The 25,896-nt window shown below is 73.5% G+C and carries 25 protein-coding genes; 11 read left to right on the plus strand and 14 right to left on the minus strand.

Features of this window, described 5'->3' with window-relative positions; genetic code table 11:
• Window positions 1–144: 144 nt before the first annotated feature.
• Window positions 145–3,801, plus strand: coding sequence for a hypothetical protein (locus Q5425_RS33350; RefSeq protein ID WP_308676328.1), 3,657 nt, complete (start codon window positions 145–147; stop codon window positions 3,799–3,801).
• 27 nt (window positions 3,802–3,828) lie between these two features.
• Here the strand turns inward: Q5425_RS33350 and Q5425_RS33355 are convergent, their stop codons facing one another.
• Window positions 3,829–4,590, minus strand: a complete 762-nt coding sequence (locus Q5425_RS33355) for a GNAT family N-acetyltransferase (protein WP_308676329.1) — start codon at window positions 4,588–4,590, stop codon at window positions 3,829–3,831.
• Between the two features lie 112 nt (window positions 4,591–4,702).
• Between Q5425_RS33355 and Q5425_RS33360 the strand changes: the two genes are divergently transcribed.
• The 5 genes from Q5425_RS33360 to Q5425_RS33380 all read left to right on the plus strand — a co-directional run bounded on the left by Q5425_RS33360 (window position 4,703) and on the right by Q5425_RS33380 (window position 9,099).
• Window positions 4,703–7,012 carry a BTAD domain-containing putative transcriptional regulator gene (locus tag Q5425_RS33360; protein WP_308676330.1) on the plus strand — a complete coding sequence of 770 codons (2,310 nt, stop codon included), beginning with the start codon at window positions 4,703–4,705 and terminating at the stop codon, window positions 7,010–7,012.
• Window positions 6,970–7,170 carry a hypothetical protein gene (locus Q5425_RS33365; RefSeq protein ID WP_308676331.1) on the plus strand — a complete coding sequence of 67 codons (201 nt, stop codon included), beginning with the start codon at window positions 6,970–6,972 and terminating at the stop codon, window positions 7,168–7,170. The genes Q5425_RS33360 and Q5425_RS33365 overlap by 43 nt, the downstream gene beginning before the upstream one ends.
• Before the next feature lie 219 nt (window positions 7,171–7,389).
• A complete protein-coding gene (locus Q5425_RS33370) occupies window positions 7,390–7,689 on the plus strand; it encodes a hypothetical protein (protein WP_308676332.1) in 300 nt (99 codons plus the stop codon).
• A 5-nt stretch (window positions 7,690–7,694) separates the two neighbouring features.
• On the plus strand, window positions 7,695–8,156 hold the full coding sequence (locus Q5425_RS33375) for a hypothetical protein (RefSeq protein ID WP_308676333.1): 462 nt from the start codon (window positions 7,695–7,697) through the stop codon (window positions 8,154–8,156).
• A 10-nt stretch (window positions 8,157–8,166) separates the two neighbouring features.
• Entirely contained in the window at window positions 8,167–9,099 is a 933-nt protein-coding gene (locus tag Q5425_RS33380) for a LysR family transcriptional regulator ArgP (protein WP_308676334.1), read from the plus strand.
• Between the two features lie 40 nt (window positions 9,100–9,139).
• On the opposite strand, the gene Q5425_RS33385 is transcribed toward Q5425_RS33380, so the two are convergent.
• Window positions 9,140–9,919 carry an AMP-binding enzyme gene (locus tag Q5425_RS33385; RefSeq protein ID WP_308676335.1) on the minus strand — a complete coding sequence of 260 codons (780 nt, stop codon included), beginning with the start codon at window positions 9,917–9,919 and terminating at the stop codon, window positions 9,140–9,142.
• A gap of 46 nt (window positions 9,920–9,965) precedes the next feature.
• Here Q5425_RS33385 and Q5425_RS33390 point away from each other — a divergent pair, with 46 nt between their 5' ends.
• A complete protein-coding gene (locus tag Q5425_RS33390; protein ID WP_308676336.1) occupies window positions 9,966–10,595 on the plus strand; it encodes a TetR family transcriptional regulator in 630 nt (209 codons plus the stop codon).
• Window positions 10,596–10,624: 29 nt separating this feature from the next.
• Here the strand turns inward: Q5425_RS33390 and Q5425_RS33395 are convergent, their stop codons facing one another.
• The 5 genes from Q5425_RS33395 to Q5425_RS33415 all read right to left on the minus strand — a co-directional run bounded on the left by Q5425_RS33395 (window position 10,625) and on the right by Q5425_RS33415 (window position 15,099).
• Window positions 10,625–11,125, minus strand: a complete 501-nt coding sequence (locus tag Q5425_RS33395) for an SRPBCC family protein (protein ID WP_308676337.1) — start codon at window positions 11,123–11,125, stop codon at window positions 10,625–10,627.
• Between the two features lie 58 nt (window positions 11,126–11,183).
• Entirely contained in the window at window positions 11,184–12,074 is an 891-nt protein-coding gene (locus Q5425_RS33400; RefSeq protein ID WP_308676338.1) for an AraC family transcriptional regulator, read from the minus strand.
• Between the two features lie 40 nt (window positions 12,075–12,114).
• A complete protein-coding gene (locus Q5425_RS33405; protein ID WP_308676339.1) occupies window positions 12,115–12,879 on the minus strand; it encodes a DUF1206 domain-containing protein in 765 nt (254 codons plus the stop codon).
• Between the two features lie 52 nt (window positions 12,880–12,931).
• Window positions 12,932–14,191, minus strand: coding sequence for a vanadium-dependent haloperoxidase (locus Q5425_RS33410; protein WP_308676340.1), 1,260 nt, complete (start codon window positions 14,189–14,191; stop codon window positions 12,932–12,934).
• Window positions 14,192–14,301: 110 nt separating this feature from the next.
• Window positions 14,302–15,099 (minus strand): GAF and ANTAR domain-containing protein, encoded by a 798-nt coding sequence (locus Q5425_RS33415; RefSeq protein WP_308676341.1) that lies wholly within the window; start codon window positions 15,097–15,099, stop codon window positions 14,302–14,304.
• Window positions 15,100–15,289: 190 nt separating this feature from the next.
• Between Q5425_RS33415 and Q5425_RS33420 the strand changes: the two genes are divergently transcribed.
• Together Q5425_RS33420 and Q5425_RS33425 are read left to right on the plus strand one after the other, a co-directional pair.
• Window positions 15,290–16,459, plus strand: coding sequence for a helix-turn-helix domain-containing protein (locus tag Q5425_RS33420; RefSeq protein ID WP_308676342.1), 1,170 nt, complete (start codon window positions 15,290–15,292; stop codon window positions 16,457–16,459).
• 125 nt (window positions 16,460–16,584) lie between these two features.
• Window positions 16,585–17,019 carry a peptidase inhibitor family I36 protein gene (locus Q5425_RS33425; RefSeq protein ID WP_308676343.1) on the plus strand — a complete coding sequence of 145 codons (435 nt, stop codon included), beginning with the start codon at window positions 16,585–16,587 and terminating at the stop codon, window positions 17,017–17,019.
• 42 nt (window positions 17,020–17,061) lie between these two features.
• Here the strand turns inward: Q5425_RS33425 and Q5425_RS33430 are convergent, their stop codons facing one another.
• The gene (locus Q5425_RS33430) at window positions 17,062–17,739 is read right to left on the minus strand and encodes an alpha/beta hydrolase (protein ID WP_308676344.1); all 678 of its coding nucleotides are present in this window, start codon (window positions 17,737–17,739) and stop codon (window positions 17,062–17,064) included.
• Window positions 17,736–18,965, minus strand: coding sequence for an MFS transporter (locus Q5425_RS33435; protein ID WP_308676345.1), 1,230 nt, complete (start codon window positions 18,963–18,965; stop codon window positions 17,736–17,738). Before Q5425_RS33435 ends, Q5425_RS33430 begins: the two co-directional genes overlap by 4 nt.
• An 83-nt stretch (window positions 18,966–19,048) precedes the next feature.
• Between Q5425_RS33435 and Q5425_RS33440 the strand changes: the two genes are divergently transcribed.
• Window positions 19,049–19,942 (plus strand): LysR family transcriptional regulator, encoded by an 894-nt coding sequence (locus Q5425_RS33440; protein ID WP_308676346.1) that lies wholly within the window; start codon window positions 19,049–19,051, stop codon window positions 19,940–19,942.
• Between the two features lie 2 nt (window positions 19,943–19,944).
• Here Q5425_RS33440 and Q5425_RS33445 read toward each other — a convergent pair whose 3' ends face one another.
• The 5 genes from Q5425_RS33445 to Q5425_RS33465 are packed head-to-tail and all read right to left on the minus strand — an operon-like array spanning window position 19,945 to window position 24,908.
• Window positions 19,945–21,399: a HAMP domain-containing sensor histidine kinase gene (locus Q5425_RS33445; protein WP_308676347.1), complete on the minus strand. Its 1,455-nt coding sequence runs from the start codon at window positions 21,397–21,399 to the stop codon at window positions 19,945–19,947.
• A complete protein-coding gene (locus Q5425_RS33450) occupies window positions 21,396–22,088 on the minus strand; it encodes a response regulator transcription factor (protein ID WP_308676680.1) in 693 nt (230 codons plus the stop codon). The genes Q5425_RS33445 and Q5425_RS33450 overlap by 4 nt, the downstream gene beginning before the upstream one ends.
• Entirely contained in the window at window positions 22,085–23,245 is a 1,161-nt protein-coding gene (locus Q5425_RS33455) for a streptophobe family protein (RefSeq protein WP_308676348.1), read from the minus strand. Before Q5425_RS33455 ends, Q5425_RS33450 begins: the two co-directional genes overlap by 4 nt.
• Window positions 23,245–24,009 (minus strand): ABC transporter permease subunit, encoded by a 765-nt coding sequence (locus tag Q5425_RS33460; protein WP_308676349.1) that lies wholly within the window; start codon window positions 24,007–24,009, stop codon window positions 23,245–23,247. Before Q5425_RS33460 ends, Q5425_RS33455 begins: the two co-directional genes overlap by 1 nt.
• On the minus strand, window positions 24,006–24,908 hold the full coding sequence (locus Q5425_RS33465) for an ATP-binding cassette domain-containing protein (protein ID WP_308676350.1): 903 nt from the start codon (window positions 24,906–24,908) through the stop codon (window positions 24,006–24,008). The genes Q5425_RS33460 and Q5425_RS33465 overlap by 4 nt, the downstream gene beginning before the upstream one ends.
• Window positions 24,909–25,077: 169 nt before the next feature.
• On the opposite strand from Q5425_RS33465, the gene Q5425_RS33470 reads away from it, so the two are divergent.
• Window positions 25,078–25,893: a hypothetical protein gene (locus Q5425_RS33470; protein WP_308676351.1), complete on the plus strand. Its 816-nt coding sequence runs from the start codon at window positions 25,078–25,080 to the stop codon at window positions 25,891–25,893.
• Window positions 25,894–25,896 lie beyond the last annotated feature (3 nt).

Raw genomic sequence — 25,896 nt, forward strand, 5'->3', positions numbered from 1 at the left:
TCGGTGCGGTATCGGTTTCCGGACCGCCGGGCGGCTGCCGGATTCGCAAGAGCCGTGTCCGGCCGGCGCGGGAGTTGAGCGACACCCGCGTACCCGCCTACTATCGGTGGGTCGTAGTCGGCCCTGCACACGTTGGGGGGCACCGTGCCGCGCCCTGAACGACCGCTGGATCCGGCGGCGGGTCCGGTGCAGGAGCTGGCCGCGGGCCTGCGTGAGGTGCGGCGCCGGGCCGGCAACCCGGGATACCGCGAATTGGCCGGCCGGGCCGGTTATTCCGCGGCCACCTTGGCGAATGCGGCGGGTGGCCGTCAATTGCCGAGTCTTGCCGTCACGTTGGCCTTCGTCGACGCTTGCGGGGGTGACACGGCCGAGTGGGAACGCCGCTGGCGGCACGCCGCGACCGAAACGACACGTTCGCGCGAACGCCGGACCGCTGACCGGAACCGGTCCGCCGAGAAGGCGCCGTACCAGGGATTGACGGCTTACGGCGTCGAGGATTCCGCACTTTTCTTCGGTCGGCAGAAGGTGGTCGGACAGCTGGTTTCGAGCTGCGAGCAAAACCGTTTTGTCGCTTTGTTCGGCGTCTCGGGCAGCGGCAAGTCGTCCATCCTGCGGGCCGGCCTGATCCCGGCGCTCGGCGGCAACGGTGTTCCACCGCGGAAGCATTCTTGTTTCTTCCCGGTTTTGCTCACCCCCGGTTCCGGCCCGATGGGAAATCTGCGGCTCGCGCTCGACCGCCTGCCGCCAGGACGAGACGCTGTGCTGGTCGTCGACCAGTTCGAGGAACTGTTCACCCTCTGTGCGGATGCGGAGGAAAGAACCCGGTTCGCCGAGGCGCTCGCGGAACAGGCACGCCGGCCGGAAGCGGCGACGCGGGTCGTGATCGGCGTGCGCGCCGACTTCTACGCCCACTGCATCGGACTGCGGGCGTTGGCGCCGCTGCTGGCCGGCACCGGCCTGCCGGTCGAGACGTTGAGCGAGGACGAACTGCGTGAGGTCGTCACCGAACCGGCCCGGCGGTCCGGCCTGAGCGTCGAACGGGCACTCGTCACCAGGATCGTGGCCGAGGCGGCCGGGCAACCGGGCGCGCTTCCCCTGTTGTCGCACGCCTTGCTCGAGACGTGGCGGCAGCGACGCAGCACCGTTCTCACGGTGGACGGCTACGACGCGGCAGGCGGTGTCTCCGAGGCCATCTCGCAGACCGCCGAGGCCTGGTACCAGGATCTCACCGTCGAGCAGCGGAACACCGTCCGCGAGATCATGGTGCGGTTGGTCGCGTTGGGCGAGGAAGGGGTGAAGGACACCCGCCGCCGGGTGGACCGCGCCGAGCTGGATTTCCCCAGCAGCGACGAGGTCCTGCGCGGGCTCGCCGACGCCCGGCTGGTCGTGCTGGGTGGCACCACCGTCGAAATCGCCCACGAGGCGTTGATCGAGGCCTGGCCGCGCCTGCACCGGTGGCTGGCCGCGGACCGGGAAGCGCTGCGCCGGAACCGCCGGCTCACCGAGGACAGCAGGATCTGGTGCGCGAACGGCCGCGATCCCGACACCCTGTACCGCGGTGCGCGGCTGGCGGCGTGGGACGGGCAGCCCACCGAGCAGCTCAACTCACTCGAGAAGGAGTTCCTGACGGCCGGCCGGGACCGGCAAGCCCGGGAGACGCGGTCGCGTCAGCGACGCACGCGGCTGGCCCTGATCGGCTTGACCATCGGTACCACGGTGATGTGCCTGATCGCGGTGCTCGCCTTCCGGGAGGCGAACCGGGCCGACGACGAGCGGGAGCGGGCCCTGTCGCACCAGCTGGTGGCCAACGCGCGCGATCAGCTGCAGGTCGATCAGGAACTGGCCGTGCTGCTGGCCGGTGCGGCCCACGACACCAAACCGACCGCCGAGGCCGCCGCGGTGCTCCGCCAGGCCGTGCTCGACTCGCGGATGCGGGCGAAGGTCGTCTCGGGACAGCAGCAGGTCTTCGGCGTGGCCTACAGCGCGGATGGCCGGCGGGTGGCCGGCAGCGGCGCTGACGGCACCGTCCGGGTCTGGGCGATGGGCGACCGGGACGAGTTCGCCGGGGAACCGCGCGTGCTGCGCGGCCACACCGGCTACGCGTGGAGCCCGGTGATCAGCGCGGACGGCCGCTACCTCGCCGCCTGCGGGGTCGATGGTCTCGTGACCGTGTGGGACCTGACCACCGATGCGCTTCCGCTCGTCCTGCGCGGCCATGGCGGCGTGGTGTCGGCCGTCGCGTTCAGCCCGGACGGGCGGCTGGTCGCCGGCGCCGGCGACGACGGCACCGTCCGGGTCTGGGATCGCACGAGCGGGAACCCGGACCCGGTCCGCGCGCTCCCGCTCGGCGGAGGCGCCGCCCAGGCGGTCGCCTTCAGCCCGGACGGCGGCCACCTCGCCACCGGCGGCGACGGACCGGTCATCGTCTGGAACCTGGCCGATTCCGCGCCACCGGCGGTGTTGAGCGGCCACGAGAACACCGTCGAGAGTGTGGCTTACAGCCCCGACGGGCGCCTGCTGGCCAGCGCGGGCGCCGACCGGACGGTCCGGATCTGGCCCGTCACCGGAGGCGGGCCGCCGCTGGTCCTCCGCGCCGACGACGGAACCGTCGAAACCGTGGCCTTCAGCCCCGACGGGAAGAGGATCGCCAGCGGCCACAGCGGAAGCGACACCATCCGGGTGTGGAACACGGTCGAGGGCGACGGAGAAGACCCCCTGCTGCTCCACGGTCACCAGGGACCGGTGTGGAGCGTGGCCTTCAGCCCGGACGGCCGGCGGCTGCTCAGCGGCAGCGGTGACGGCACGCTGCGGCTCTGGGACCCGGCCTACCCCGGCAACCCCGAGGTGCTCGACGGCCACCGCGGAGCGGCGTGGAGCGTGGCGGTCAGCGCCGACGGGACCACCATCGCCAGCGGCGGCGCCGACCACGCGGTGCGCGTGTGGCGGGGAACCGCGCGTCCGGACCCGCTGGTGCTGACCGGCCACGGCGACGAGGTGCTCTCCGTGGCCTTGAGCGCGGACGGCCGCCGGGTGGCCAGTGCCTCGCGCGATCGAACCGTCCGGGTCTGGGACACCGGCAGCGGCGCCCCCGTCGCCGTGCTGCACGGCCACCCGAAGGTCGTCTGGAGCGTGGCGATCAGCCCCGACGGGCGCCGGGTGGCCAGCGGCGGTGGCGATGAGGCCGTGCGGATCTGGGACGTCGGCGGTGCGGGCGTGCCCCTCGAGCTCAAGGGGCACGAAGCGTCCATCCGGAGCATCGCGTTCAGCCCGGACGGCAGGCAGGTCGCCAGCACCAGCCAGGACACCACGGTGCGGGTCTGGAACGCCGACGGCCGCGGAGCGCCCCGCGTGCTGCGGGGCAGCCCCGGCCTGGTCTGGACCGTCGCGTATTCGCCCGACGGCCGGGAGCTGGCCACCGGCGGCGACGACGGAAACATCCGGATCTGGAGCACGAACGGAGGGGGACCGCCCCGGATCCTCCGCGGGCACCGAGGGCCGGTCTGGAGCCTGTCGTTCCACCCCGACGGCCGGCAGCTCGTGAGCGCCGGGCACGACCGCAGCGAGCGGATCTGGGACACCGCGACCGGAGAAGAACTCGTCTCCCTCCGCGGTCACGGCGCCTTCGTCGAGCAGGCGCAGTTCGGTCCCGGCGAAACCCTCGTCACGGCCAACGGCGACGGCACCGTCCGCCGGACCCGCTGCGAAGCCTGCGGGCCGATCGACCGTGTCCGGGCCCTCGCGGCCGCCCGGGCCACCCGCTCCCTCAGCGCCGACGAACGCCGCACCTACCTGCACGAATGAAGCTTTCCCGGCGGGTGCTCCGGTGGCTCAGCGGGTGAACAGCGACCAGTTCTCCGCGTGGGCGAAGCCCATCTCTCGGTACAGGGGCACCCCGAGCGGGCTGGCGTGCAGGAAAGCCGTCCGCGCGCCGTGGGCGTATCCCTCGCGGAGCACCGCAGCTGTGGCCGCCCGGCCGTAACCGCGACGGCGGAACCCGGGCGGGACGCCGATGTTGAACACCCCGATCAGGTCGTCGACCAGAACGCCGAACGACGTGGCGACCGGGACGCCTTCGAGCTCGGCGACGTAGGCGCGCATCGTGGGGTGGTCCAGCACGGAGGGCCGCGCGAAGACGGCGAACAGCTCTTCCGGACCTTCGTACCCGGCCGCCATCGTGGTCCGGTACCGGTCACTGTCCACACTGGAAGCGCGGCGCACCGTGAGCCCGTCGGTGCCGCGGCCGTCGCTCGCGTCGAGGTCCTTCAGCATGAAGGGCAGGAGCATCCGCTGCCCGAGGCCGTGCCGCGCCGCGGTGCCGGCGATGCGGTCGTCGACGGTTTCGCCGCGGACCTGGATGCTCCACGCCGCGGACGCCAGCCGCGGGGACCCGGCGAACTCGGCGATCTCCCCGTGCGCCGGCGCCCGGGCGACGCTGATGACCCCGTTGAGCAGCGGCATCGGCGCGCCGGTGAGCAGCTCGGCGGTGCCTGCCGTGCCGTCGCGGTAGAAGCCGCCCGGCTGGGTCTCGGCGAACAGGGCCATGGTGGCGAGCCAGGCCCGGGCGGCCCGGTCGGTTCGGTCGTCGGTCATGCCGTGATCCTGCCGAACGGATGTTGACGTCGTGCAGACGAACGCCATGACGTACCCGCCCAGCGTCATCCGACGCTCGCGAGCGCGGCCGCGGTGGCTCTACCTTGCGGGCATGCATCGCCAGGCCGCCTCGTGCCGGTTCACCGTCCTCGGGCCACCCGGCCTCACCTGCGATGGTGCGGAGCTGGACCTCGGTGCCCCGCAGCAGCAGGCCGTGCTGCTGGTGCTGCTGGCCAACCCCGGCCGGTTCGTGCGGGTCGGCGAGCTGATCGACGGCCTGTGGGGCGAGCGCGCGCCGGCCACCGGGGAAGCGGTCATCCGGACCTACATCTCGCGGCTCCGGCGCCTGCTTTCCGGTCCTGGCCTCGGCCGGGCGATCCGGTCCCGGTCCGGCGGTTACCTGCTCGACCCGGCGCTGCTGACGCTCGACGCCGCCGAGTTCACCCAGCTTGTCGAGGCCGCCCGGCAGGAGCGGGCGGGCGGCAACGTGCCGGCCGCCGCCAAGCACCTGGAGGAGGCGCTCGACCTCTGGACGGGCACGGCGCTGGCCGGGGTGCCGGGCGAAGCCGCCGACCGGGAACGGTCCCGGCTGGAACGGCTGAAGCTGATCGCCACCCAGGAGCTGTTCCGGCTGCGCCTCGAGCTGGGACAGCACGCCGAGGTGGCGGCCGAGGTGCCCTCGCTCCTCGAACTGAACCGGCTCGAGGAGCCGCTGTACGAGATCCACCTCCTGGCCCTGCAGGGCAGCGGCCGGCGGGCCGAGGCGCTGGAGGTCTACCGCACGGTGTACGACCTGCTCGACGAGGAGCTGGGGATCAGCCCGGGACCCCGGCTGCGCGAGATCCACCAGAGGATCTTGCGCGGCGGCCCGGCTCTTGCGCGTCGGCCGGCGGCTCCGGCGGAAGCCGTGGTTGCTGGTCCGCGGTTGGTCGGCGGCGATCCGGCTCCGGCGCGTCGCCCGGCGGCTCCCGCGGAAGCCCCGGGCGCTGGTCCGCGGTTGGTCGGCGGCGATCCGGCTTCCGCGCGTCGGCCGGCGGCGCCCGCGGAAGCCCCGGTCGATGATTCGCGGTTGGTCGGCCGCGACGCCGAGCGGGCCGCCTTCTCGGCCATTCTGGACCGCCGTCCCGGCGAAGGACCCGAGGTGCTCTTCGTGCGAGGAGCCGCCGGAATCGGCAAGTCGACTCTGCTGCGCCGGTTCGCCGGCGATGCCGCGGCCGCCGGGCGGACGGTGTGGTACCAGCCCGGCCTGCCGGTGGCGCAGCTGCGGGAGGCCCTCGACCGGTTCGCCGCGGACGCGCTCCCCGGTGATGACGCCGCCGAGCTGTTCGACTGGCTGAGGGCGCAGCCGTACGTCGAGACGCCGGGGCACGGCCTGGACATCACCGGGGTGCTGCGGGAAGCGCTCGACGCCCACCTGCGGTGGCGCGATCCGGCCGGCTACGAGCGGATGCGCCGGCGGATCCGCGGCTACGTGTGCACCACGTTGCTGCGCGACACCACCGAGCCGCGGGCGAGCGTGGCGGTCGTGCGGACCCTCGCCCACCCGCGCCGCCGGGGCGGCGTGCTGAGCCGCTACGTCTCGGCGGCCGGGGAGGAGGACGTGCGGGCGGCCGGGGTGACGCCGGACGGCCACGACGAGCTCGTCGCCCTGGCGTGGGAGACCTATGGCGAGGTCGTCGCGTCGTCCGTCCGGTTCTGGCTGGAGCGCCGGCCTGAGGCGTTCACCGTGCTGCGGTGCCGCCGCAGCAACCGGCTGCGCGCCTTCATGAGCTGGCTGACCGTCGCCGTCCCCGCACCGGGTGACCCCGTCCTCGCCGCCGCCTGGGCGGACGCGACCGGCCGGACGCCTTTGCCGCCCGGCGCCCGCATCGCCGTCGCGCGGCACCTGATCTGCCCGGCCGACGAGACGAAGCCGAACCCCCGTCACAGACGTGTTCCTGGCCCGCATGCTGCGCGGCTGGCTCCACGAGCCGGACCTCGCGGCCTCCTACGTGGTGGTCGCGAACGGGCGGCAGTGGGCCCCGTTGCTGGAGTACCTGGGCCACCACGAGCTGGCCGGCGCCGGCCCGGCCGCCGTCTTCGGGCACGACTGGGTCGCCGACCCGCCGTCGCGCTGGCAGGACCACCACCTGGACGACGAACTGTGGGCGCACCGCCTCCGGCTCTTCACCCGAACGTGAGGGCCTGCACGCCCGGGCTGACGGTCTCGCCATGGTTTTCGCGCGCCGTATACCGGCACCGGCCGCGGGCCGGTGTGACCGGTGAGGTCCCAGTGGGGGTCACCCGGAACGGTGGCCTTGGCCCTGGGCCCGTTCGTCCGCCCGCTTCCGGGGCATCCTGCGGTCGCCCGGAAACCGGCTCTACGACAGGAGTATCGCCATGCGACGACGAATCACGGCCGCGCTCGGTGCGGTGGCGTTGACGACCGGCGTTCTTTTCGGAACCGCCGCTCCCGCCACGGCCCAGGCGGAGGGCTCGCCGACGGGGAGGTGCGTGGGCAGCTCGCTCTTGATGTTCGCCACGAGCGCACTGTGCGTCGTCGACCGGAACTTCCCGGTCCTCACCGGCCCGGCCGGCTGACCCCGCGGATCGGGGCGTGGGCCGCGTCGGCGCCGTCATGGCCGCTGCCGCCGGCGCGGCCGCGCGATACCCGAGAGAATGACGACCTTCCGGACGCTGGGCCGACCGGGTGGCGTTGCGGCCGGCCGCTCAACCGGCGGTGACCCCCCGGCGTGGGCGCGGTGGACCCATCCGCTACGCCGGAAGGCAGGATCGATGAATTTTCGGACCGCAAAGCTCATGTTCGCCGCGACTCTGGCGGCTGCCGGGTTGTCCGTCTCCCTGGCCTCGCCCGCGGCCGCGGCTCCCGCTTACTGCACCGCCTCGAAGTACGGAAACGGCGCGACGGCCTACTGCTACGCGTCCGCTTCCGGCACGCAGTTCCGGGCCGTCGCCTATTGCCGGTACCTGACTCCCAGCGGCAGCTTCGACTACTCCAACTTCTACGGCGCCTGGCGGACGCAGGGCGATCCCGGCAATTCCACGGTGGCCTGCGGTGCCGGGTGGAGCTTCCTCAGCCCGAACGCCCAGACGCGGTGACGCCGATGAACGACACAACGATGGTGAAGAGCGGGACGCGAAGAGCCGCTGCGGCCGTGGCCGCTGCGGCGGCGGTGGCCGCAATGGCCGGCGCGGCCGCGCCTGCCCATGCGGCCGCCTATCCGGTCAGCACCTTCACGATCCCCTATGGGGCCAGCTACTTCAACGGCACGGTGACCTGGTACAACCGGTCGGTCGGCATTGATGGGGCGTTCAAAGCTAGCAATTGCCGCCGGGCCTACGGAGAGGCGCGGACGGCCGGCACTTCGCTCAGTGGCGGCAGCACCAGCACCTGGTGCAACAAGAGCGGGCCGGTCACCATGGGCCTCGACGCGAACGTCACCGGCGGCGCCACCGTGACCTGGGTCTACCTGACCGACGAACTCGGGAACTACCTCCACGGGCAGACCTGCTATCGCGGTGTCGGCAAGTGCGTCGACGGTCTGCATCAGGCAGCTCTCGCGTAACCTGCTGCCCGTGGTGACCGAGCTGCCGCTGGACCAGGTCAGAACGCTGCTCGCGGTGGTCGACACCGGCACGTTCGACGCCGCCGCCGCTGTGCTGCACGTGACTCCGTCGGCGGTGAGCCAGCGGGTCAAGGCGCTGGAGCAGCGCACCGGCAGCGTGTTGGTGACCCGCACAAAACCCGTGCGGGTCACCGGCTCCGGGCAGGTGGTCGTCCGGTTCGCGCGGCGGCTCGCGGCGCTGGAGCGGGACGCGCGCGCCGAATTGGGCATGAGCGGCGAGCCCGTCCGGGTGCCGATCGCGGTCAACGCCGACTCGCTGTCCACCTGGTTCCTGCCGGCGCTCGCCGGGGTGGCCGCCGATCCGCCGATCTGCTTCGAACTGCACCGCGAAGACCAGGAGCACACCACCACGCTGCTGCGGGAGGGCCGGGTGATGGCGGCGGTGACGTCGTCGGCCACTCCGGTGCAGGGCTGCTCCGTGCGCCCGCTCGGCGACCTGCGCTACCTGCCGCTGGCCGGCCCGGACTTCGCGGCGCGGTGGATGACCGGCGCACTGCGGGACGACCTGTCCACGGCGCCGGTCGTGGTGTTCGACGACCACGACGACCTGCAGGACGCCTTCGTGCGGTCGCTCGGCGGGGGCGGGGCGAGTGCGCTGCGGCACCACGTCCCGGCGTCGGAGATGGTCGTGGCCGCCGTCGAAGCGGGCCTCGGGTGGGGCATGGTGCCGGAGGTGCAGGCGGCAGCCGGGCTGCGGGCCGGCACGCTGGTGCCCCTCGTGCCGGACCGGCCGGTGGACGTGCCCCTCTACTGGCAGCAGTGGAAACTGGACCTGCCCGCACTGTCCACGGTGGCCGAAGCGGTCGCCGCCGTGGCGTCGTCTTCGTTGCGCAGCCCGGGTTCCCGAACCGCCCGGGGCCGGAACAGAGACCGCCGCGTATAACGACCTATACTCGGGCGCCGGTGGCTCACCTCACTCCGGGTCAGCCGCCCTGGGCGACCCGGACGAGGGTTTCGGTGGCCCACCGGTAATCGGGTTTGCCGGACGGGGAGCGTTCGATGCGGGGCACGACGCACGTCAGCCGGGGGAGTTTGTAGCGGGCGATCAACGGGGCCAGGTGCGCCTCCAGCTCCTCCCGGCCGACGTCGTCCGCCGTGGGGTCCAGCTGGAGGACCGCCGCGACCTTCTGGCCCCAGCGGGGATCCGGGATGCCCGCGACGACCGCGTCGGTGATCGAAGGGTGGGACTTGAGGGCCGCTTCCACCTCTTCGGGGTGGATCTTCTCGCCGCCGGAGTTGATGCAGATCGAGCCGCGGCCGAGGAAGCAGACCTTGCCGTCGGTGTCCACCGTGGCCTGGTCGCCGGTCAGGGCCCAGCGGACGCCGTCGGCTTCGACGAACGTGCGGGCCGTCTTTTCGGGGTCGCGGTGGTAGCCGAGGGCGATGTGGCCGCGCCGGGCCACCTGACCCACCACACCGCTGCCGGGCTCGACCGGCTTGAGCTCGTCGTCGAGGACGGTGGTGGTTTCGTTGACCGTGAAGTGCCGGTTTTCGTCCACGCCCGCTCCACTGTGGCCGGTTTCCGTGGATCCGAAACTGTCCACTATGAACAGTTCCGGCAGGTGCGCGCACAGCCGGTCGCGGACCTGCCGGGTGAGCAACGCGCCCGCGCTGGCGATGATCTTCAGCGTCGGCAGGGGCCGGGGGTGCGCATCGAGGGCTTCGACGAGCGGCACGGCCATGGCGTCGCCGACGATCATCATCGTCTGGCAGCGTAGCGTTCCCAGATGTTCACGACCACGGCCCACAGTGCGCCGGGATCGCCGACGATCGTGGCCCGGCCTTCCAGGGCGTGAACCGGAAAGCCTGGCCGTCCGCAAGAGGCGGGCGACGAACGCGCGGATCGCCGCCTCAGCGGCCCGGCTGGCCGGACAGCACGGCGTCGGCGGCACGACGGTCGACCGGATCGCGGCGGACGCCGAAGTCGCCCGCGCGACCTTCTTCCGGTATTACGACACCAAGGAAAGCGCGGTCGCCGAGGGCATCACGGGGCCGTGGCTGACGTTGGTGACCGAGGCGATCGCCCGGCAACCCGCCGGGCTGGGGGCGAAGGAAGCGCTGGTGGCGGCGTTCGGCGAGCTCGCGGCCGAGTTCCCGGCGCGCGCCGGGGAGATCCGGGAGCTGGCCCGGTTGACGCGGTCTTCGGCGACCTTGAACGCCTGGACCGCGCAGGCCTACCAGCGTTACGAGCGGGCCATCGCCGAGCTGCTGGCCCTGCGCTTCGAGGAGCTGGCCGAGCACGATCCGCGGCCCCGGCTGCTCGCCGCGCTGGCGATGACGGCGGTCCGCATCTCGCTCGACGACTGGGTCGACCACGGCGGTGCGCTGCCGGACCTCATCCGCCGGGCGCTCGACGCGATCTCCGTCGAACCGCGGTGACAAGGGAAACCCGCCGGACGCCGGTGGCCTCAGCGCTCGCTTCCTCCGGCACCACCGTCGCGGTGGCGGGCGGATCCGGCCGCTCGCTCCGGCGCGGCGGCGTGGGCGGCCAGCCCGGCCGCCATGGTCCGCATGAAGCGGCGGAGGTACCACTGGAACAGCCGGCGCATCCCCCGGCGCGCGGAATACGTGCCGCGCCACCGGATCCGGGTGCCGCCGCCGGGTCGGGCCGTCAGCTCGACCGCCGCCCGGTAGCCGGTCATCTGCGGGTTTTCGACGCCCTCGTAAGCGAACCGGCGGTCCGGCTCGAGTGCGGTGATCCGCTCCCGGGTGACGACCTTCCCGGTCCGGAATGCGCGCACCGCGCCGACGCCGTCCCGGCCGTCGGGGGAGAGACCGGCCGATCGTGCGGTCTCCAAGGCGTCGATCGGGGACCAGGACGGCCAGCTGCGCGGATCGAGCAGCAGCGCCCACACGGCCGCGGGCGGTGCCGCGGATTCGGCGGTGACGTCGTAGGACTGCGGGGTCATGCACGCAGGCTAGGGCCGGCGCCGGTCCCGGCCCAGGCCCGCGATTGCGGGGTGCCGGTCAGGAATTGCGGTACGCCGACGGCCGGATTCCGGTGTGCCGGACGAACGCGGCCGAAAGTGCGCCGGGGCCGGCGAAGCCGCACCGCGGGGCGATCCGTTCCAGCGGCAGGGTGGTTTCGCGCAGCAGCCGTTTCGCCTCTTCGACCCGCAAGCCGGTGAGGAACCGGTGCGGGGTCTGCCCGGTCGCGCGGCGGAACACGCGGACGAGGTGGAACACCGACAGGTGCACCTCACCCGCGAGGTCGGCCAGGGTGATCGGCTCGGCCAGCCGTTCGCGCAGGAACGCGACGGCCGCGCGCACCCGGGCGTCTTCCCGGGCCGGCGGCCGCTCGGCGGGCAGCCGCCCGTGCCGGGTGAGCAGGTGCACGGTCAGGAAAGCGGCCGCGGTCTCCGCGTACAGGTCGTCGGCGTCGCCGGGGGAGCCGAGCGCGCGGACCGCTTCTTCGAGCAGCGGGTCACCTTCGGCGACGGACGCGGCCATGGCTTCGAAGTCCGGGACGCCGCCGGTCAGCCGCGCCGCGGCCGAGTCGACGGTGTCGCGCGGGATGTGCACCTGGACGCTGCGCATTTCCGCGTCCCCGCGGTAGGAGCGGACCGTGGCCTGGTGGGGGAGACCGAGCTGGACCCGGCCGGGGAGCCACCGGGTGCGGACCGCCCGGCCGCCGTCGCGCGTCTCCAGTTCGGCGCGTCCGGAAACCGGCAGCACCAGGTGCAGGTCGGCCGCCGAGGGCAGCGCCAGGTCCTCGGCCACGGGGACGTGCTCGAACCGCTGCACGAGCAAGGACCGCCAGCCCGCCTGCTCCCAGCTGCAGAACGTCCGCCGGACGAAGCGCCCGGTCTCGAAACCGGCGTAGGGACGGAGGTCGAACCGGGCCGAGTCGAACACCATGGTCCGAGGCTACCGCGGGTTTCGCGGCGATCCGCGGTCGTCAGATCTTGCGGAACCGGCTCTCGAGGAGTGCGAACACCCCGAACACGGCGATGCCGGCGGCGAGGGTCAGGAGCAGGGCCTGCCCGTACGGCTGCACGGCGAGCGTCTTGAGCGCGGGGTCCAGGCCGCCGGCCTTGGCCGGGTCGTAGCGGTCGGCCGCCAGCACGAACATGACCCCCACCGTGCCGTACGTGATCGCCATGGCGCACCAGCCGATCTGGCCGAGCCGCTCGGTCGAGAGCCGGACCTTCGGGGACGCTCCGCGGAAATCGAGGTCGTGCACGAACTTCTTCCTGATACCCCGGTGGGCGAGGAAGGCGGCCACGACGATCACGGCGGCGCCGGCGGTGGTCACCGCCGCGGCTCCCCACGGCTCGGCCAGCACCGTGGCCACCACCGAGCCCGCTTTGCCGGAGCCACCGGCGGCGGTCTTGCCCGCGCTGTAGGCGACGAGCCCGTACAGGACGACTTCGACGCCGCTGGTGATCCGGCGCACCCGGCGGCGTCGCGGAGAGACGTGCCGGTGGCCGGTGATCGCTTCGGTGAGCTGCCACAGCGCCAGCACGCCCGTCCCGGCGGCGACCAGCCAGAGCAGCCACGCCCCGCCGCCCGAGGCGACCAGCTGCAGCGCGCCGGCCTTGTCGGCTTTCTCGTGGTCCCCGAGCGCCACCTGGGCCGCGAGCCACGCGACGATCAGGTGCACCACCGCGTAACAGGTCAGCCCGATCCGGGCGAGCAGGCTGAATCCTCTGATTTCCGGCACCGGGGGATCCTCGCCTACTTCGGCCCGGTTGACCAGGTTCCCGTGCGCTCGGTCACCGGCGCGGCTGGAAGTAGTGCTTCGTGATGTGGTTGCCGACGGCTGTGCCGAGCCCGGTGCCGTCGACGTCCGCGGAGCGGAAGTGGATGCCCGCCCAGATGCGTGCTTCGACCACTTCGGCAGTGGCCTGCGAGAAGCTGCCGAAGTGCCGCGTGGTGCCGCTGTCGACGCTGAACGCGCTGAACGGAACCCTGTCCCGGCCGAAGAACCGCGCGTACGCCGTCATCTGCGCGGCGGTGCGGCAGGTGTGCCCGGAGGGGTAGTCGGGGTTCGGCGGGGTGACCACCAGCGGAGTCCAGCCGGGGTCGGGGGTGGTGGCCGGGTTTCCGTCGGTGCCGGCGGTCCGGATGGCGGTGACCGGCCGCCAGAAGTGCCAGAACTCCTTGTCGTTCGCGCAGGCGATCGCGCCGTCGGTGCCGGTGAAGTCGGCGAGTGCGTAGAAACGCGCGGTCTCCAGCACGCTGAGCCGCTGGGTGACGGCGAGGTCGCGCTTCATCCCCCAGCTGACGGAACGCCGGTCGTGCCACCAGAGCGCCGCCTCGGTCTGGTCCGCGGTGCGGACGGTGCTCGTCTTCGAGCCGAGCCGCTTGACCTCGGCGAAATCGCGGGTGAACGCGCGGCTCGTCACCGACGGCGGGCCGGGCGTGCGGAACTCGGTCGCGTCCGGAACGGCGAACGGCTTGAGGAAGCCGACCCAGGCGCCGGTGTTTTCGAAGCCCGGCGGTGTCGGGCGGTACTGCCCCGGTTCGGTGCCGACGGTCCAGGGCCGGGGGTCGAAGGCGCCGTCGTCGCGCCGTGCCGTGATCATCGCGGCGGCCGCCTCGGCACCGACCCGGAGGCCCCCGCGCTTGGCCGGTCCGTCCGGGATGCCGGCGAGCCACTCGTCGTACTGCGTGCGCAGTCTTTCCTCCTGCGCCGGGAAAATCGCGTCCAGCACCTGGTAGGCGGCCGTGCCGACGGCGGCGTCCGCCGATTCGCGGCCGTTGGCCCGCGGTGCGCCGAGGTAGGGCCGGTAGGGCGTGCCGGCGATCGCGTTCACCGCGTCGTAGACCGCGCCGCTGACCATCGCGAACCCGCGCCCGGCGACCTGCGGCGGCGCCTGCTGCGCGACGTCCCAGATGGCGGTCTGCGCGTTGCTGTCCCAGACGACGACCGCGTTCGGCGACGCGTTCGCGTGGGCGGCCTGCGGCGCGACGGTGAGGGTCGTCGTCAGTGCGAGAGTGGCGGAAAGCGCCGCGCAGCGTGTGATGACCATCGTCAACCCCAGGGTTATCCGGAACGCATCGACACTGACACGCAACGTAGCGCACGGCGTCTGCCAGGGGCAACGTCTTCCAGGGGCACCACAGCCATCCGGCCCAGCGGTCAGCGGGTGGGGAGGTCGATTTCGGTGTGGCGGCCGGCGAGCGTCCGGGCGAGGTCGGCGAGTTTGACGTTGAGGTCCTGGGACGTCCGCCGGAGGATGTCGAACGCGGCGTCCGCGGAGACCCCTCGCCGCGCCATGATGATGCCTTTGGCCTGGCCGATGACGTCGCGGCTGTCGATCGCTTTGCGCAGGTGGGCGGCCTGCAGTTCCGCGCGGGTGACGGCGTCGGTGGCGGCCAGCGCGAGGGAGGCGTGGGTGGCCAGGAGCAGCAGGACGTCGCGGTCGGCGGCGTCGAGGCCGTGCCGGGAACGGGAGTAGACGTTGAGGGCGCCGCTGGACTCGCCGGTGGGCGGTCCGCTGATGAGGGCGGTGGAGAGGACCGAGCCCATCCCGAGCTGCGTCGCGGCCGGCGCCCATTTGGGCCAGCGCGGTTCGGCGGTGAGGTCCGGGGCGATCGCGACGGCCGGGCCGCCGGGCTCGGCGGCTTCGACGCAGGGCCCCTCCCGGAAGCGGTACTGCAGCCGGTCGAGTTCGATGGCGACCTCGTCGGTTTCCGCCGGGGTGTGGAAGTGGCCGTCGGCGTCGAGGAGGGTGAAGCTGGCGAGGTCGGCGGCGGGAACCATCACGGTCGTGGCCTCGAGCACGCGCTGCAGGACGTCTTCGACGGTGGGTGCGGTGAGCAGGGTGCGCGTCAGCTGGGCGAACTGCCGGGCCAGGGGCCCCGGAGTGATCCCGCCGGCCGCGAAGGCGGCGACGAAGGCTTCTTTGTCGCGTTGCCAGTCCTGACCACTGCTCATGCCGTTCTCCCTGAGTTGCTGCGGGAAGACGGCTGTCTGTTCAACCATCGCGACGACCAACGTAACCCGCGGGGCGGCCCGCCCGCCATGGCGGGCTCCCCGCCTGCCCCACGTGCCGGTGCCGTCCGGCTCGGCGTAACGGAACGGTATCCGCGGTCGATGGACGGGCAAGGGATTCGGGGGGATCGGGATGAGCGGTCTGCTGGAAGAACTGATGAAACGGGCCGACGCCAACGCGCGGGCCGAACTGGAAGTCTACGAAAGCGAACTACCGGAATACCGGATCCGTGCCGAGAATCCGCGCGGACGGGCGGAAATGCTGGATTATGCGGTCTGGTTCCGCCGTCATACGGTCGAGCTGGTCCGGGAAAGCCGGCCGCTTTCCGACGAGGACCTCGCGTATATCGGGGACATCGGCCGGAAACGGGCCGAAGAAGGGCTGTCCACCGGCGCGGCGCAACACGTCCTCGCCCTGCACGCCACCCTGATGCTGCGCGAGATCAACGAGGTCGCTGCCGGGGACGACCTGGCGGAACTGCTGCGCCTCACGGCCTGGTTCGGCGAGCAGGGCGCCCGGGGCAGTGGCCGGTACCTCGACGGGTACCTCGCCGCGCAGCGGCTCCGGCTTTCGGTGGGAAAGCGGTTGCACGACCTCGTCGAGCTGCTGCTGGCCGGTGACCTGTCGGCCGCCTCCCTCGCGCACGACCTCGGTGTCTGCCTGCACGACCACTACGTCGCCGTGGTGCTGCGGTTCCCCGGCCGGCCGCCCGGCCGCGACGACGACACCGACGAGCTCGTCGAGTCGGTGTTCAAGATGCACGCCGTGCCGATCGCCTGGCGGCGGCCGGACGAGCTGCTGGCGCTGCTGCCCGCGTGCGCCCCGCGGGAGACGCCGTCGGACGACGCGCTGCCCGTGGTGCGCGACATCGCCGACGCGGTGGCGGGGCCCTGCCGCGTCGGCGCCGCGACCGGCCCGGCGGCCCGGCTGCCCGAGACCGTGTCCATGGCCCGCCGGGTGGCCGAGGTCGCGCCGGTGCAGCGGATTCCGCGGGTGGTGCCCGGGATCGGGGACGTTTTTGTCGAACTCGGCGTCGTGCGGGTGCCCGAGGTGGACCAGTGGCTCCGCGACGTCGCGCGGCGGCTGGCGAACGGTCCGGACCTCGTGACGACGCTGGACGTCTACTACCGCAGCGACATGAACCGGCTCCGTGCCGCCGTCGCGCTGCACGTCCACCCCCGGACGCTCGACTACCGCCTCCGGCGGGTGCGCGAGGTGACCGGGTTCGATCCCGGCTCGACGAAGGGGATCCGCGTCCTGACCGCGGCCGTCGCCCGCCTGCTGGCCGGTGCGTGGGCCTGATTGTGCGTCGTGTCAAACCGGCGCTCGGTGGCGGATGTGGATTTGCGCGATGTGACAACGAATTTCTTGTGGCGTGCTGGTTAAACTCGCCTGCATTACCGCCCACCGAAAGGGAGTAATAGCAGATGCCGAGATTTCGATCCCGTTTCGCCGCGCTCGCGGGCATCGGTGCCACCTTTTTCCTGACGATCACCGGTGTCGCCGCGGCTGCGCCGGCCGCGCTGCCGGCCTCCGTGCTCGAGTCCTGCCCGGCGAGTTCGGTCTGCTTCTACGAGCACCAGGACTTCGGGGGCACCGTGCTGGTCATCCCCGCCGGTGCCGCCTACCCGGACCTGCGGGCTTTCCCCTGCGCGGGGTGCCGCAGCTCCAAGCACAACAACAACAACGGGACCTGGTCCGACCAGCTGAGCTCGTGGGTCAACAACACGGGCCAGGTGTACTGCTGGTACTGGCACGAGAACTACGCCGGCCGCAACGACACGGTGATGAACGCGGGCACGGCGCTCAGCTACGTCGGCAAGACCCCGAACGACCAGGCGTCGTCCATCGGTCCCTGCTGACCCGCCGGCCGTTCCCGGGCGGGGCCCCGCCCGGGAACGACGTCATCGGTAGCTGTCGAGGAGACCGGCCAGTTCCGCCGGGCGGCTCAGCGCGACGCAGTGACCGGCGGCGATCTCGTCCGGGACGACGCCGAGCCGGTCGGCCGCCAGGCCGCGGAGGAAGTCCGGCGGGAAGCAGCGGTCCTCACTGCCCACCACGAACCGGGTGGGCACATCCGGCCACGCGTCCAGCGGCCACGGCTCTTCCATCGCGGCGGCCGAGGGGTGGGCCCGCTCCCGGCTCAGCGCCTCTTCCGCCAGCGCCCGCGGTACGTCGTGGTAGAAGCCGACGTACGGGTCGGCGTGGCCGGTGCGGCCGCCGTCGCGGGCCGCCTGCGCCCGGACGGCCTCGCCGTACCCGGTGTTGCGGCCCCAGTCGCCGGGGGATTCGCCGGGCGCGGGGATCATGGCGGCCACCAGGACCAGCAGCCCGGCGCCGAGCCGCTCGGCGACCAGCGGTGCGGTGAATCCGCCGAACGAGTGGCCGACGACGACCACGTCCGTCCGGTCGCCGACGGCTTCGACGACCGCGTCGGTGTAGCCGGTGAGCGTGGCCGCCGCGTCGTCGGCGGGCAGGTCCGGGGCCACCACCTCGTGGCCGCGGCTCCGCAGCTCGGCGGCGACCAGGTGCCAGGACCAGCCGGCGTCGCCGCCACCGTGGATGAGGACGTACGTGCTCATGGGGAGCTCTCCTTCGATTCGAGGGGTCGGTCGTGCGTGGCGGTCCGGCGGCGCAGGGCCGGCCCGAGCGCCCGCTGGGCGGTGAACAGGGCGATCCCGGCGAGCGCGCACGCCGAGCCGAGTGCGCTCGCTCCGGCCAGGCCGAGCAGTGCGGTGCCGGCCAGCGGGCCGAGCACCGCGCCGACGCTCCAGGTGGCCGAGGCGAGGCCCAGGTACCCGCCACGCAGCTCGGCCGGCGCAAGCGCGGCGAAGGTGTCGCCGAACCGGACGGCGATCCCGATCTGGCCGAGCGTCCAGACCAGGACCGAGCCGGCGAAGCCCGCGGTGCCGTGGCTGACGGCGCCGAGCGCGGCCCCGGCCCCGACCAGCAGCATGGAGACCGCCGACACCGCGTGGGCGTCGCGGGCGGCGAGCAGCCGGACCGCCCACGGCTGGAGGGCCACGACGGCGATCCCGTTCAGGGCCAGCACCGCGCCGTACGTCCCGGGACCGAGACCGCCGTCCACCATCAGCAGCGGCAACGTCGTGAACGTCTGCAGGAACAGCGTGAAGTAGCCGACGTGGATCGCCAGCATCGCGAGCATCAGCCGGTCGCGCCGCACCACGGGCAGCAGCGCCCGCCGCGTCCGCACCGGCCCCGCCGGACGGGTTTCCGGGACCTGCCACCAGACGATCAGCGCCGCGGCCAGCGAGGCCCCGACGTTGATCCAGAACAGCAGCCCGTACCCGTGCTTCGCCAGGACCCCGGCCGTGACCGTGGCGACCGAGAAGCCGAGGTTGGCCGCCCAGTAGAGCAACCCGAACGCGCGGATCCGCTGCGGCGCGGGCAGGTCGGCCACGGCGGCCGCCCCGGCCGGGCGGAACAGCTCGAGCGTCAGCCCGACCCCGGCGGCGGCCACCCAGATCGCCGGCAGCGAATCCGCCGATCCGAGCGCGGCGAGCGCCACGGCGGCCCCGAGGAACCCCACCAGCATCGTGGTGCGCCGGCCGATCCGGTCGCCCAGCCAGCCACCGAGCAACTGGGAGCCGATGTCCCCGGCACCGACGGCCGCGACCACCGTGCCCGCCGTCGCGGGGGAGAGGTGCTGCGCCTGGGTCAGGTACAGCACCAGGAACGACCGCACCACCCCGCCGGCCCGGCCGACGAAGTGGGTGGCCGCCAAGGCCCAGACCAGCTGGGGCAACCGGGCCGGGGCCGCCGGGGTGAGCGTGCTCGAGATCGTCATGGCACCCACGCTAGGGCGGCCGATCCATCACGAAAAACGATGATTTCCGATCGAGTCGATCGCCAACGGCTATGTTAGGAGCCATGGCCGACTTCGAGCTGCGTCACCTGAGGACCATGGCGGCGATCGCGGGGGAAGGGACGTTCGGGCAGGCGGCCGCCCGGCTCGGCTACACCCAGTCGTCGGTGAGCCAGCAGGTCGCCGCGCTGGAGAAGGCCGTCGGCGGCCCGGTCTTCGACCGGCCCGGCGGGCCGAGGCCCGTCCGGATCACCCCGCTCGGCGAGGTGGTCCTGGCCCACGGCCGCGAGCTGCTGGCGCAGGCGCAGGTGCTGACCGACGCCGTCGACCGGTTCCGGGCGGGCCACGGCCGCATCGACATCGGCACGTTCCAGAGCGTGTCGAACCTGATCCTGCCGGTTGTCATCCGCCGGCTGCTGGACGAGCACCCCGGCTGCGACATCCGGCTGACCGACGTGGCCCCGGAGGATCCGCGCACCGGGGAGCTCGACCTGCTGTTCCACGACGGCCCGGTCGAGGGCGAGGTCGAGCAGGTGAAGCTGTTCGACGAGCCGTACCTCCTGGTCACGGGCGCCGGCGCGGTGCCGGACGGCCCGGTCCGGGCGAAGCTGCTCGACGACGTCCCGATGGTCGCGTGGCCGCTCACCCACCACCAGCGGTGGCTGGAGCGGACGCTCGCCCGCGCCGGCGCGCAGCCGCGGTTCGTGTTCCGCACGACGGGCCACGAAACGATCCTGTCGATGGTGCGCGCGGGCATCGGCTGGGCGGTGCTGCCCTGGCTGGCCCTGCACGGCCACGACGCCTGGTCCGACGACCAGCTCGCCATCCACGGGCTGAAGCCGGCGCCGACCCGTGAGGTGTCCTTGTACTGGCCCGCGGGGCGCACCGCGTCCCCGCTCGCGGTCCGGGCCCGGGAGATCGCTGTCGACGTCGCGGGGGAGCTCGCCGGGCGGATGTGACGTCAGCCCGTGGACTCGTTGTCCGCCAACGGCAGCACCAGCCGGAAACAGGCGCCTTCGCCGAAGGTGGTCTCCAGCTCCACCTCACCGCCGTGGGCGCGGGCCAGTGACCGGGCGATCGCCAGACCCAGACCCGCGTCGGCGCCCGGGGTGCGGGTCCGGGAGCGGTCGGCCCGGTAGAAGCGGTTGAACACGCGGCTCGCCTGCTCGGCCGTCATTCCCGGGCCGTCGTCGGCCACCTCGAGCACCGCGCGGCCGTCCGCCGTGCCCACGCCGATGCGGACGGGGGTGCCCGGTGGGGTGTGGGCGGCCGCGTTGCCGACGAGGTTGGTGACGACCTGACGCAGCCGGGCCTCGTCGGCGTCGACCGGGGCCGGGCCGGGCAGGCCCGAACCGCCCGGCCCGGTCAGGGAAACCGGGCGGGCCGGGTCGAGGGCCCGCAGGTCGTGGCGGGCGTCGACGGCGAGGGTGCGCAGGTCCATCGGTGCCCGGTCGAGGTGTTCCTCGGGGGCCTCGTCGAGCTGGGCGAGCAACAGCAGGTCCTCGGTCAGCGCGGTGAGCCGGGTGGCTTCGCGGTCGATGCGGCGCATCGTTTCGTCCACATCGGACTGTCCGGTCAGCGCCCCCATCCGGTAGAGCTCCGTGGAACCCTTGATGCCGAACAGCGGTGTGCGCAGTTCGTGGCTGACGTCCGAGACGAAGGTCCGCATCCGGGCCTCGGACGCGGCCCGGTCGGCGAAGGCCCCCTCCAGCTGGCCGAGCATGGTGTTGAGCGACGCCGCCAGGTGCCCGATCTCCGTCCCGGGCGACGCGAGGTCCGGGACGCGGCGGGTGAGGTCGCCGCCGGCGATCGCCGCGGCCGTGTGCTCGATCCGGCGCAACGGCCGCAAGCCGCGGCCCAGTGCGAACCAGCCGGCCGCGGTCAGCACGACGAGCAGCGCGGCGCCGGTGACCAGGCTGCTCGTCCGCAGCTGCGCGATCGTGGCGTCCGCTTCGGCGAGCGGCGCGGCCGAAACGACCGTCCCGCCCCAGCGGACGGCCGGCCGCGCGATGGCCCGCCAGCGCTGCGACCCGTCGGCGGCGTCGAGGTCGACCGCCGCCCCGCCGGCCGGGACCGTCCGCAGCGCGTCGAGCGACGGCAGCGTCGCACCGTCCACCCGCGACGAATGGAGCCCGCCCGCCGCCGCGCCGCTCGCGTCGAAGTACACGACGTACGGCGTCCCGAACAGCTCGAGCGCGGGATCGACGAGATCGGGCCGCACGGCCGGGTTCGCGGCCGGGGGCGGCCCCGCCGTGAGGGAGATGAGCTCGGTCATCGACCGCAGCTGCCCGTCGAGGCGGTCGAGCTGGAAGCGCTCCAGCCGGCCGGAAACCAGCGCGCCGATGAGGGTCAGGCCGGCGAGCAGCAGGCCCGCGGTGAGCAGCAGCAGCCGGGCCCGCAGGGAAAGCCGCGTCACCGCCGGGGCTCCCGCAGCACGTAACCGACGCCGTGCACCGTGTGGATGAGCTTCGGCTCCCCGGTGTCGATCTTGCGCCGCAGGTAGGAGATGTAGGTGTCGACGATGCCGGCGTCCCCGCCGAAGTCGTCACGCCACACGCGGTCGAGGATCTGCGCCTTCGAGACCACCCGCCCGGCGTTCTCGATCAGGTAGCGCAGCAGCCGGAACTCGGTGGCGGACAGGCGGACGACCTCTCCCTCGCGCGTGACCTGGTGGCCCTCGGCGTCGAGCGCGAGCGGGCCCACCGTGAGCACACCCGCCGGGTGACCCGCCGTCCGGCGGAGGATCGCGCGGATCCGCGCGATCAGCTCCGCCAGGTCGAAGGGCTTCGTCACGTAGTCGTCGGCGCCGAGGGAGAGGCCGGTGACCTTGTCCGACGGGCGGTCCCGCGCGGTGAGGAACAGGACGGGCACCGGCGCGCCGTGGCCCGGGCGCCGCTCGCGCAGCCGCCGGACCACCTCGAAGCCGTCCATGTCCGGCAGCATGACGTCCAGCAGGACCAGGTCGGGCGGCTCCGCGGTGGCCGCGGCGACGGCTTCCCCCGCCGTCGCCGCGGAGGTCACCCGGAAGCCCGCGAACCGCAGCGCGGCGGAGAGCAGCTCGCGCACGGTGGCCTCGTCGTCCACCACCAGCAGCCGGGACGTCATCGCTTCCATGCCCGCGAGGATACGGAGATCCCGTCGGCGAGCAGGGAGCCCGCGAAGCCGGCTACCGCTCCGCCCGCGAGCCCGGCCACCAGCGCGAGCAGCGGGTTCGCCGTCAACCGCGCGTCGAAGACGGGAAACGACATGCCGAACGCGCTCACGGCGACTTCGAGCGAAGCCCGCGACAGCAGCGTCCCGGCGGCGAGCACGGCAGCGGCCGCCGGAGCGAGCCGCGCGGCGCTCACCACGGCCCGGCGCAGCGGGTCGCCGGGCCGCCGGCTTCGGGCGGCGACGCCGCACGCGAGCAGCACCGCCGCCGTCACCCAAGACGCCAGGCCACCCGGCGGGAGGTCCGGGGCGCAGGAAGCCAGGCCCGTGGTGGTGACCGTCCACGGCACGCCGAGCCCCAGCAGCAGCACCCCGAACACCAGCTGGGGCAGGACGAGCAGCACGGCCCCGGCCGCGGCCGGGCCGCCGAACGCCCAGGCGGCGGCCACGCCCAGCACCGCGCTCCCGCCCGCGAGCCACCACAAAGTGCGCCGGCCCCGACGGCGTCGTGAGTGGTAAGGCGGGTTAGAACCCGCTTTACCACTCACGACCCTGGTGAGGGCCGGGAACCGGGTGACGGCCCAGCACGCTGCGAGCACCACGAGCGTCCAGACGGCCGCGCCCACCACCGTCGGCCCGGCCGCGACGGAGAACCCGGCGTCCAGCGCGCCGGACCGGGGCAGGCGAGGCGAACCGCCGCTGCGGACACAGCCGCCGGTCGCGACGCCGTCCGGCAGCGGCAGCTTTCCCCGCGCCGGCAAAGCGAAAGCGCACAGGCCGATCGGCAAGGCGACCGCCGCCACGGCGCCGCGGACGAGGAGCCCGCTTTCCCGCCGCCGCAGCAGCAGCCACGCCAGGACCGCCGCGCCCGCCAGGGAAACCCCGAGCGGCATCACCTCGATGCCGCCCCGCACGGCGACCGGGAGCCCGGCCGCCGGCGTCGCCCCGACCTCCGCCGTGCCGCCCACGGCCAGTGCGACGGCCGCCGCGGTCAGTGCGCCGAGGTCCCCGCCGCGGCCGGCGCCCAGGAGGGCCAGCCCGGCCGCGGCGACCACGGCCATGGCGAGCAGCGCGGCGACGGCCGCCACCAGTCCCCGGCCCGCTTCCCGCATCAGACGTCCCGGCGCCGGAAGACCACGAACGCGGCGGCCAGCAAGGCGGCGACCCCGGCGCACATCCCGGCCAGGTTCAGCCACGGGTGCGGGAAGTCCGGGTCGGGCACCGTCTTCAGGACCGCGGACGCGCCGAGCGTCGGCCAGTAGAAGAAGAGCTGCTGCACCCACGAGGGGAACAGGCCCGCGAGGGCGGGGACCAGGAAGACGATCCCGACCAGCGTGGCGAGCGCACCCGCCGTGGCGCGCATGATCGTGCCGAGCCCGGCCGCGAGCAGCGCGATCGCCGCCAGGTAGAGCCCGCCGCCCGCCACGGCGGAGAGGACGCCGGGATCCCCGATCCCCGCGTGCGGCACGCCGTGGGCGGCGAGGACGGCCTGGCCGAGGAAGAAGGCGGCGCACATCAGCACCTGGCCGGCCACCACGGCGACGGCGACGGCCACGACCACCTTGGCCGCCAGCAGCCGGTGCCGGCGCGGCGTGGCGATCAGCGACGTCTGCATCAGTCCGGTCGCGTGCTCGCCGGTCACGATCAGGATGCCCAGCACGCCGATGATCAGCTGCGCGACGATGTAGGACGTCAGGCTGCGCCCGGTCGGGTCCCACGGCTCGTCGCCGGGGTACTGCTTCGCGGCGGCGTTCATGGCGAGGCCGGTGATGCCGAGCCCGACCGCGAACAGGCACGCCACGGTGTACCAGGTGGAGCGCAGGCTGCGCAGCTTGATCCACTCCGCGCGGACGGAGCGGGTGAAGGGCACGCTCATGCGGTGGCCCCCTGGTAGTCGACGCTGTCCTTGGTCAGTTCCATGAAGGCGTCTTCCAGTGAGACGCGCTGCGGGGTCAGCTCGGCGAGGACGACGCCGTGGTAGGCGGCGAGCTTGCCGATCTCCGCGCTCGTCATGCCGGAGACCACGAGCGAAGCCTCGGAGCCTTCCCGCACGGTGGCCCCGGCGGTGGCCAGCAGGCGCGCGAGGCCGGGGTCGGGGGTGCGGACGAGCACGGTGCCCTCGCCGCGCACGAGCTCGGTCACGGCGGTGTCGGCGACGAGCTTCCCCCGGCCGATGACGACCAGGTGGTCGGCGGTCTGCGCCATTTCGCTCATCAGGTGGCTGGACACCAGCACCGCCCGGCCTTCGCGGGCGAGGGACCGCATGAAGTCCCGGATCCAGCGGATCCCTTCGGGATCGAGGCCGTTCACCGGCTCGTCGAAGATCAGCACCCGCGGGTCGCCGAGCAGGGCCGCCGCGATGCCGAGGCGCTGCCGCATCCCGAGCGAGAACCCGCCGGCCCGCTTGCCCGCCACGCCTTCCAGCCCGGTCCGGGCGAGCACTTCGCCGACGCGGCGCCGGGGGAGGCCGTTGCTCACCGCGAGGGCCAGCAGGTGGTCGAAGGCCTTCCGGCCACCGTGGACGGCACCGGCGTCGAGCAGGGCGCCCACCTCGGCGAGCGGCACGGGGAGGTCGCGGTAGCGGCGCCCGCCGACGGTGACCGTGCCCCGGGTCGGCGCGGCCAGGCCCACGATCATCTTCATGGTCGTGGACTTGCCGGCGCCGTTCGGTCCGAGGAATCCGGTCACCTGTCCGGGTTCGACGGTGAACGACAGGTCGTCCACCACGGTGTCGGGCCCGTACCGCTTGGTCAGGCCGCGTATTTCGATCGTCATGCGGCGAGCGTGGCCCGCCCGCCTGGCCGGTTCCCGGGAGGTTCTGGGAGAACTCTGAGAGCCCGGCGGTCAGGGGCGGGGCCGGCCGGGGGTTTCCCCGGAAATCGAAACCGGCCGCTTCGATCTCGGGGTCTGGTGACGGGCGGGCGGGTGCGGTACAACCGGAAGCGTGGCCGAGCGCGCCGGGCGTCCCGACCCGCACGTTTCCGTCGAGCGTGACGTGCTGGTGCGGTACCTCGACGCGTGGACGGCGACCGTGCTGCGCTCGCCGCGCGGCGGCACGTACGTCGAGTGCGGCGACTTCGCGGCCGACGCCTTCGGTGTGTTCGGCGAGTTCGCCGACCGGCTGGACGGCCACCACCTGGAGGCGGTGCTCGTGGGCCGGGCTGCGCCGGGCGGGGCACCGGCGGGACTGGCCGTGCGGACGGTCGCGAGCCTCTGTGACGTCGAGGCCGCCGGGCCGATGCTGGCGCACCTGTCCGGCGCCTGGCCGGAATCCCTGGTGCGGGGCAAGGCCCACGAGGTCGTGCTCGTGGCCGAGCCGGGCACGGACCACCGGGAGCGGCTGCGGGCGGCGGGACTCGCGTGCGCGGTGGCCGTGGACCTGGTGGCCGAGGACGGGAGCGCGCGGGTGCTAATCTTCGCGACGGCGGACAGCCGGCACCTGGCGACGTTCAAGAACGAGCTGTGGGCGGTGGACGAGTTCGCCGGCATCCGGTACCGCGACCCGGGTGACGCCGAGCGCACGCTGGTCGACATCTCGCTCACCCCGCAGCTGCTGCCGTTGCGGCGGGCGCTGCAGGCGGAACTGGGCCGCCGGGGCTCCGGCACGGTCGCCGAGCTGCAGCGGTTCACGCTGCTCGAGACGATCTACCGCGCCGAGGACGCCGTCGGCGCGCTGACCGCGGCGGTCGCGGCCGGCCGGGTCAGGCGGGCGCCGGAGAAGGGCCGGTTGAGCGCCCGCACGGTCCTCTCGGCGAGCTAGCCG

The organism is Amycolatopsis sp. A133 (assembly GCF_031082405.1).
Lineage (GTDB): Bacteria > Actinomycetota > Actinomycetes > Mycobacteriales > Pseudonocardiaceae > Amycolatopsis.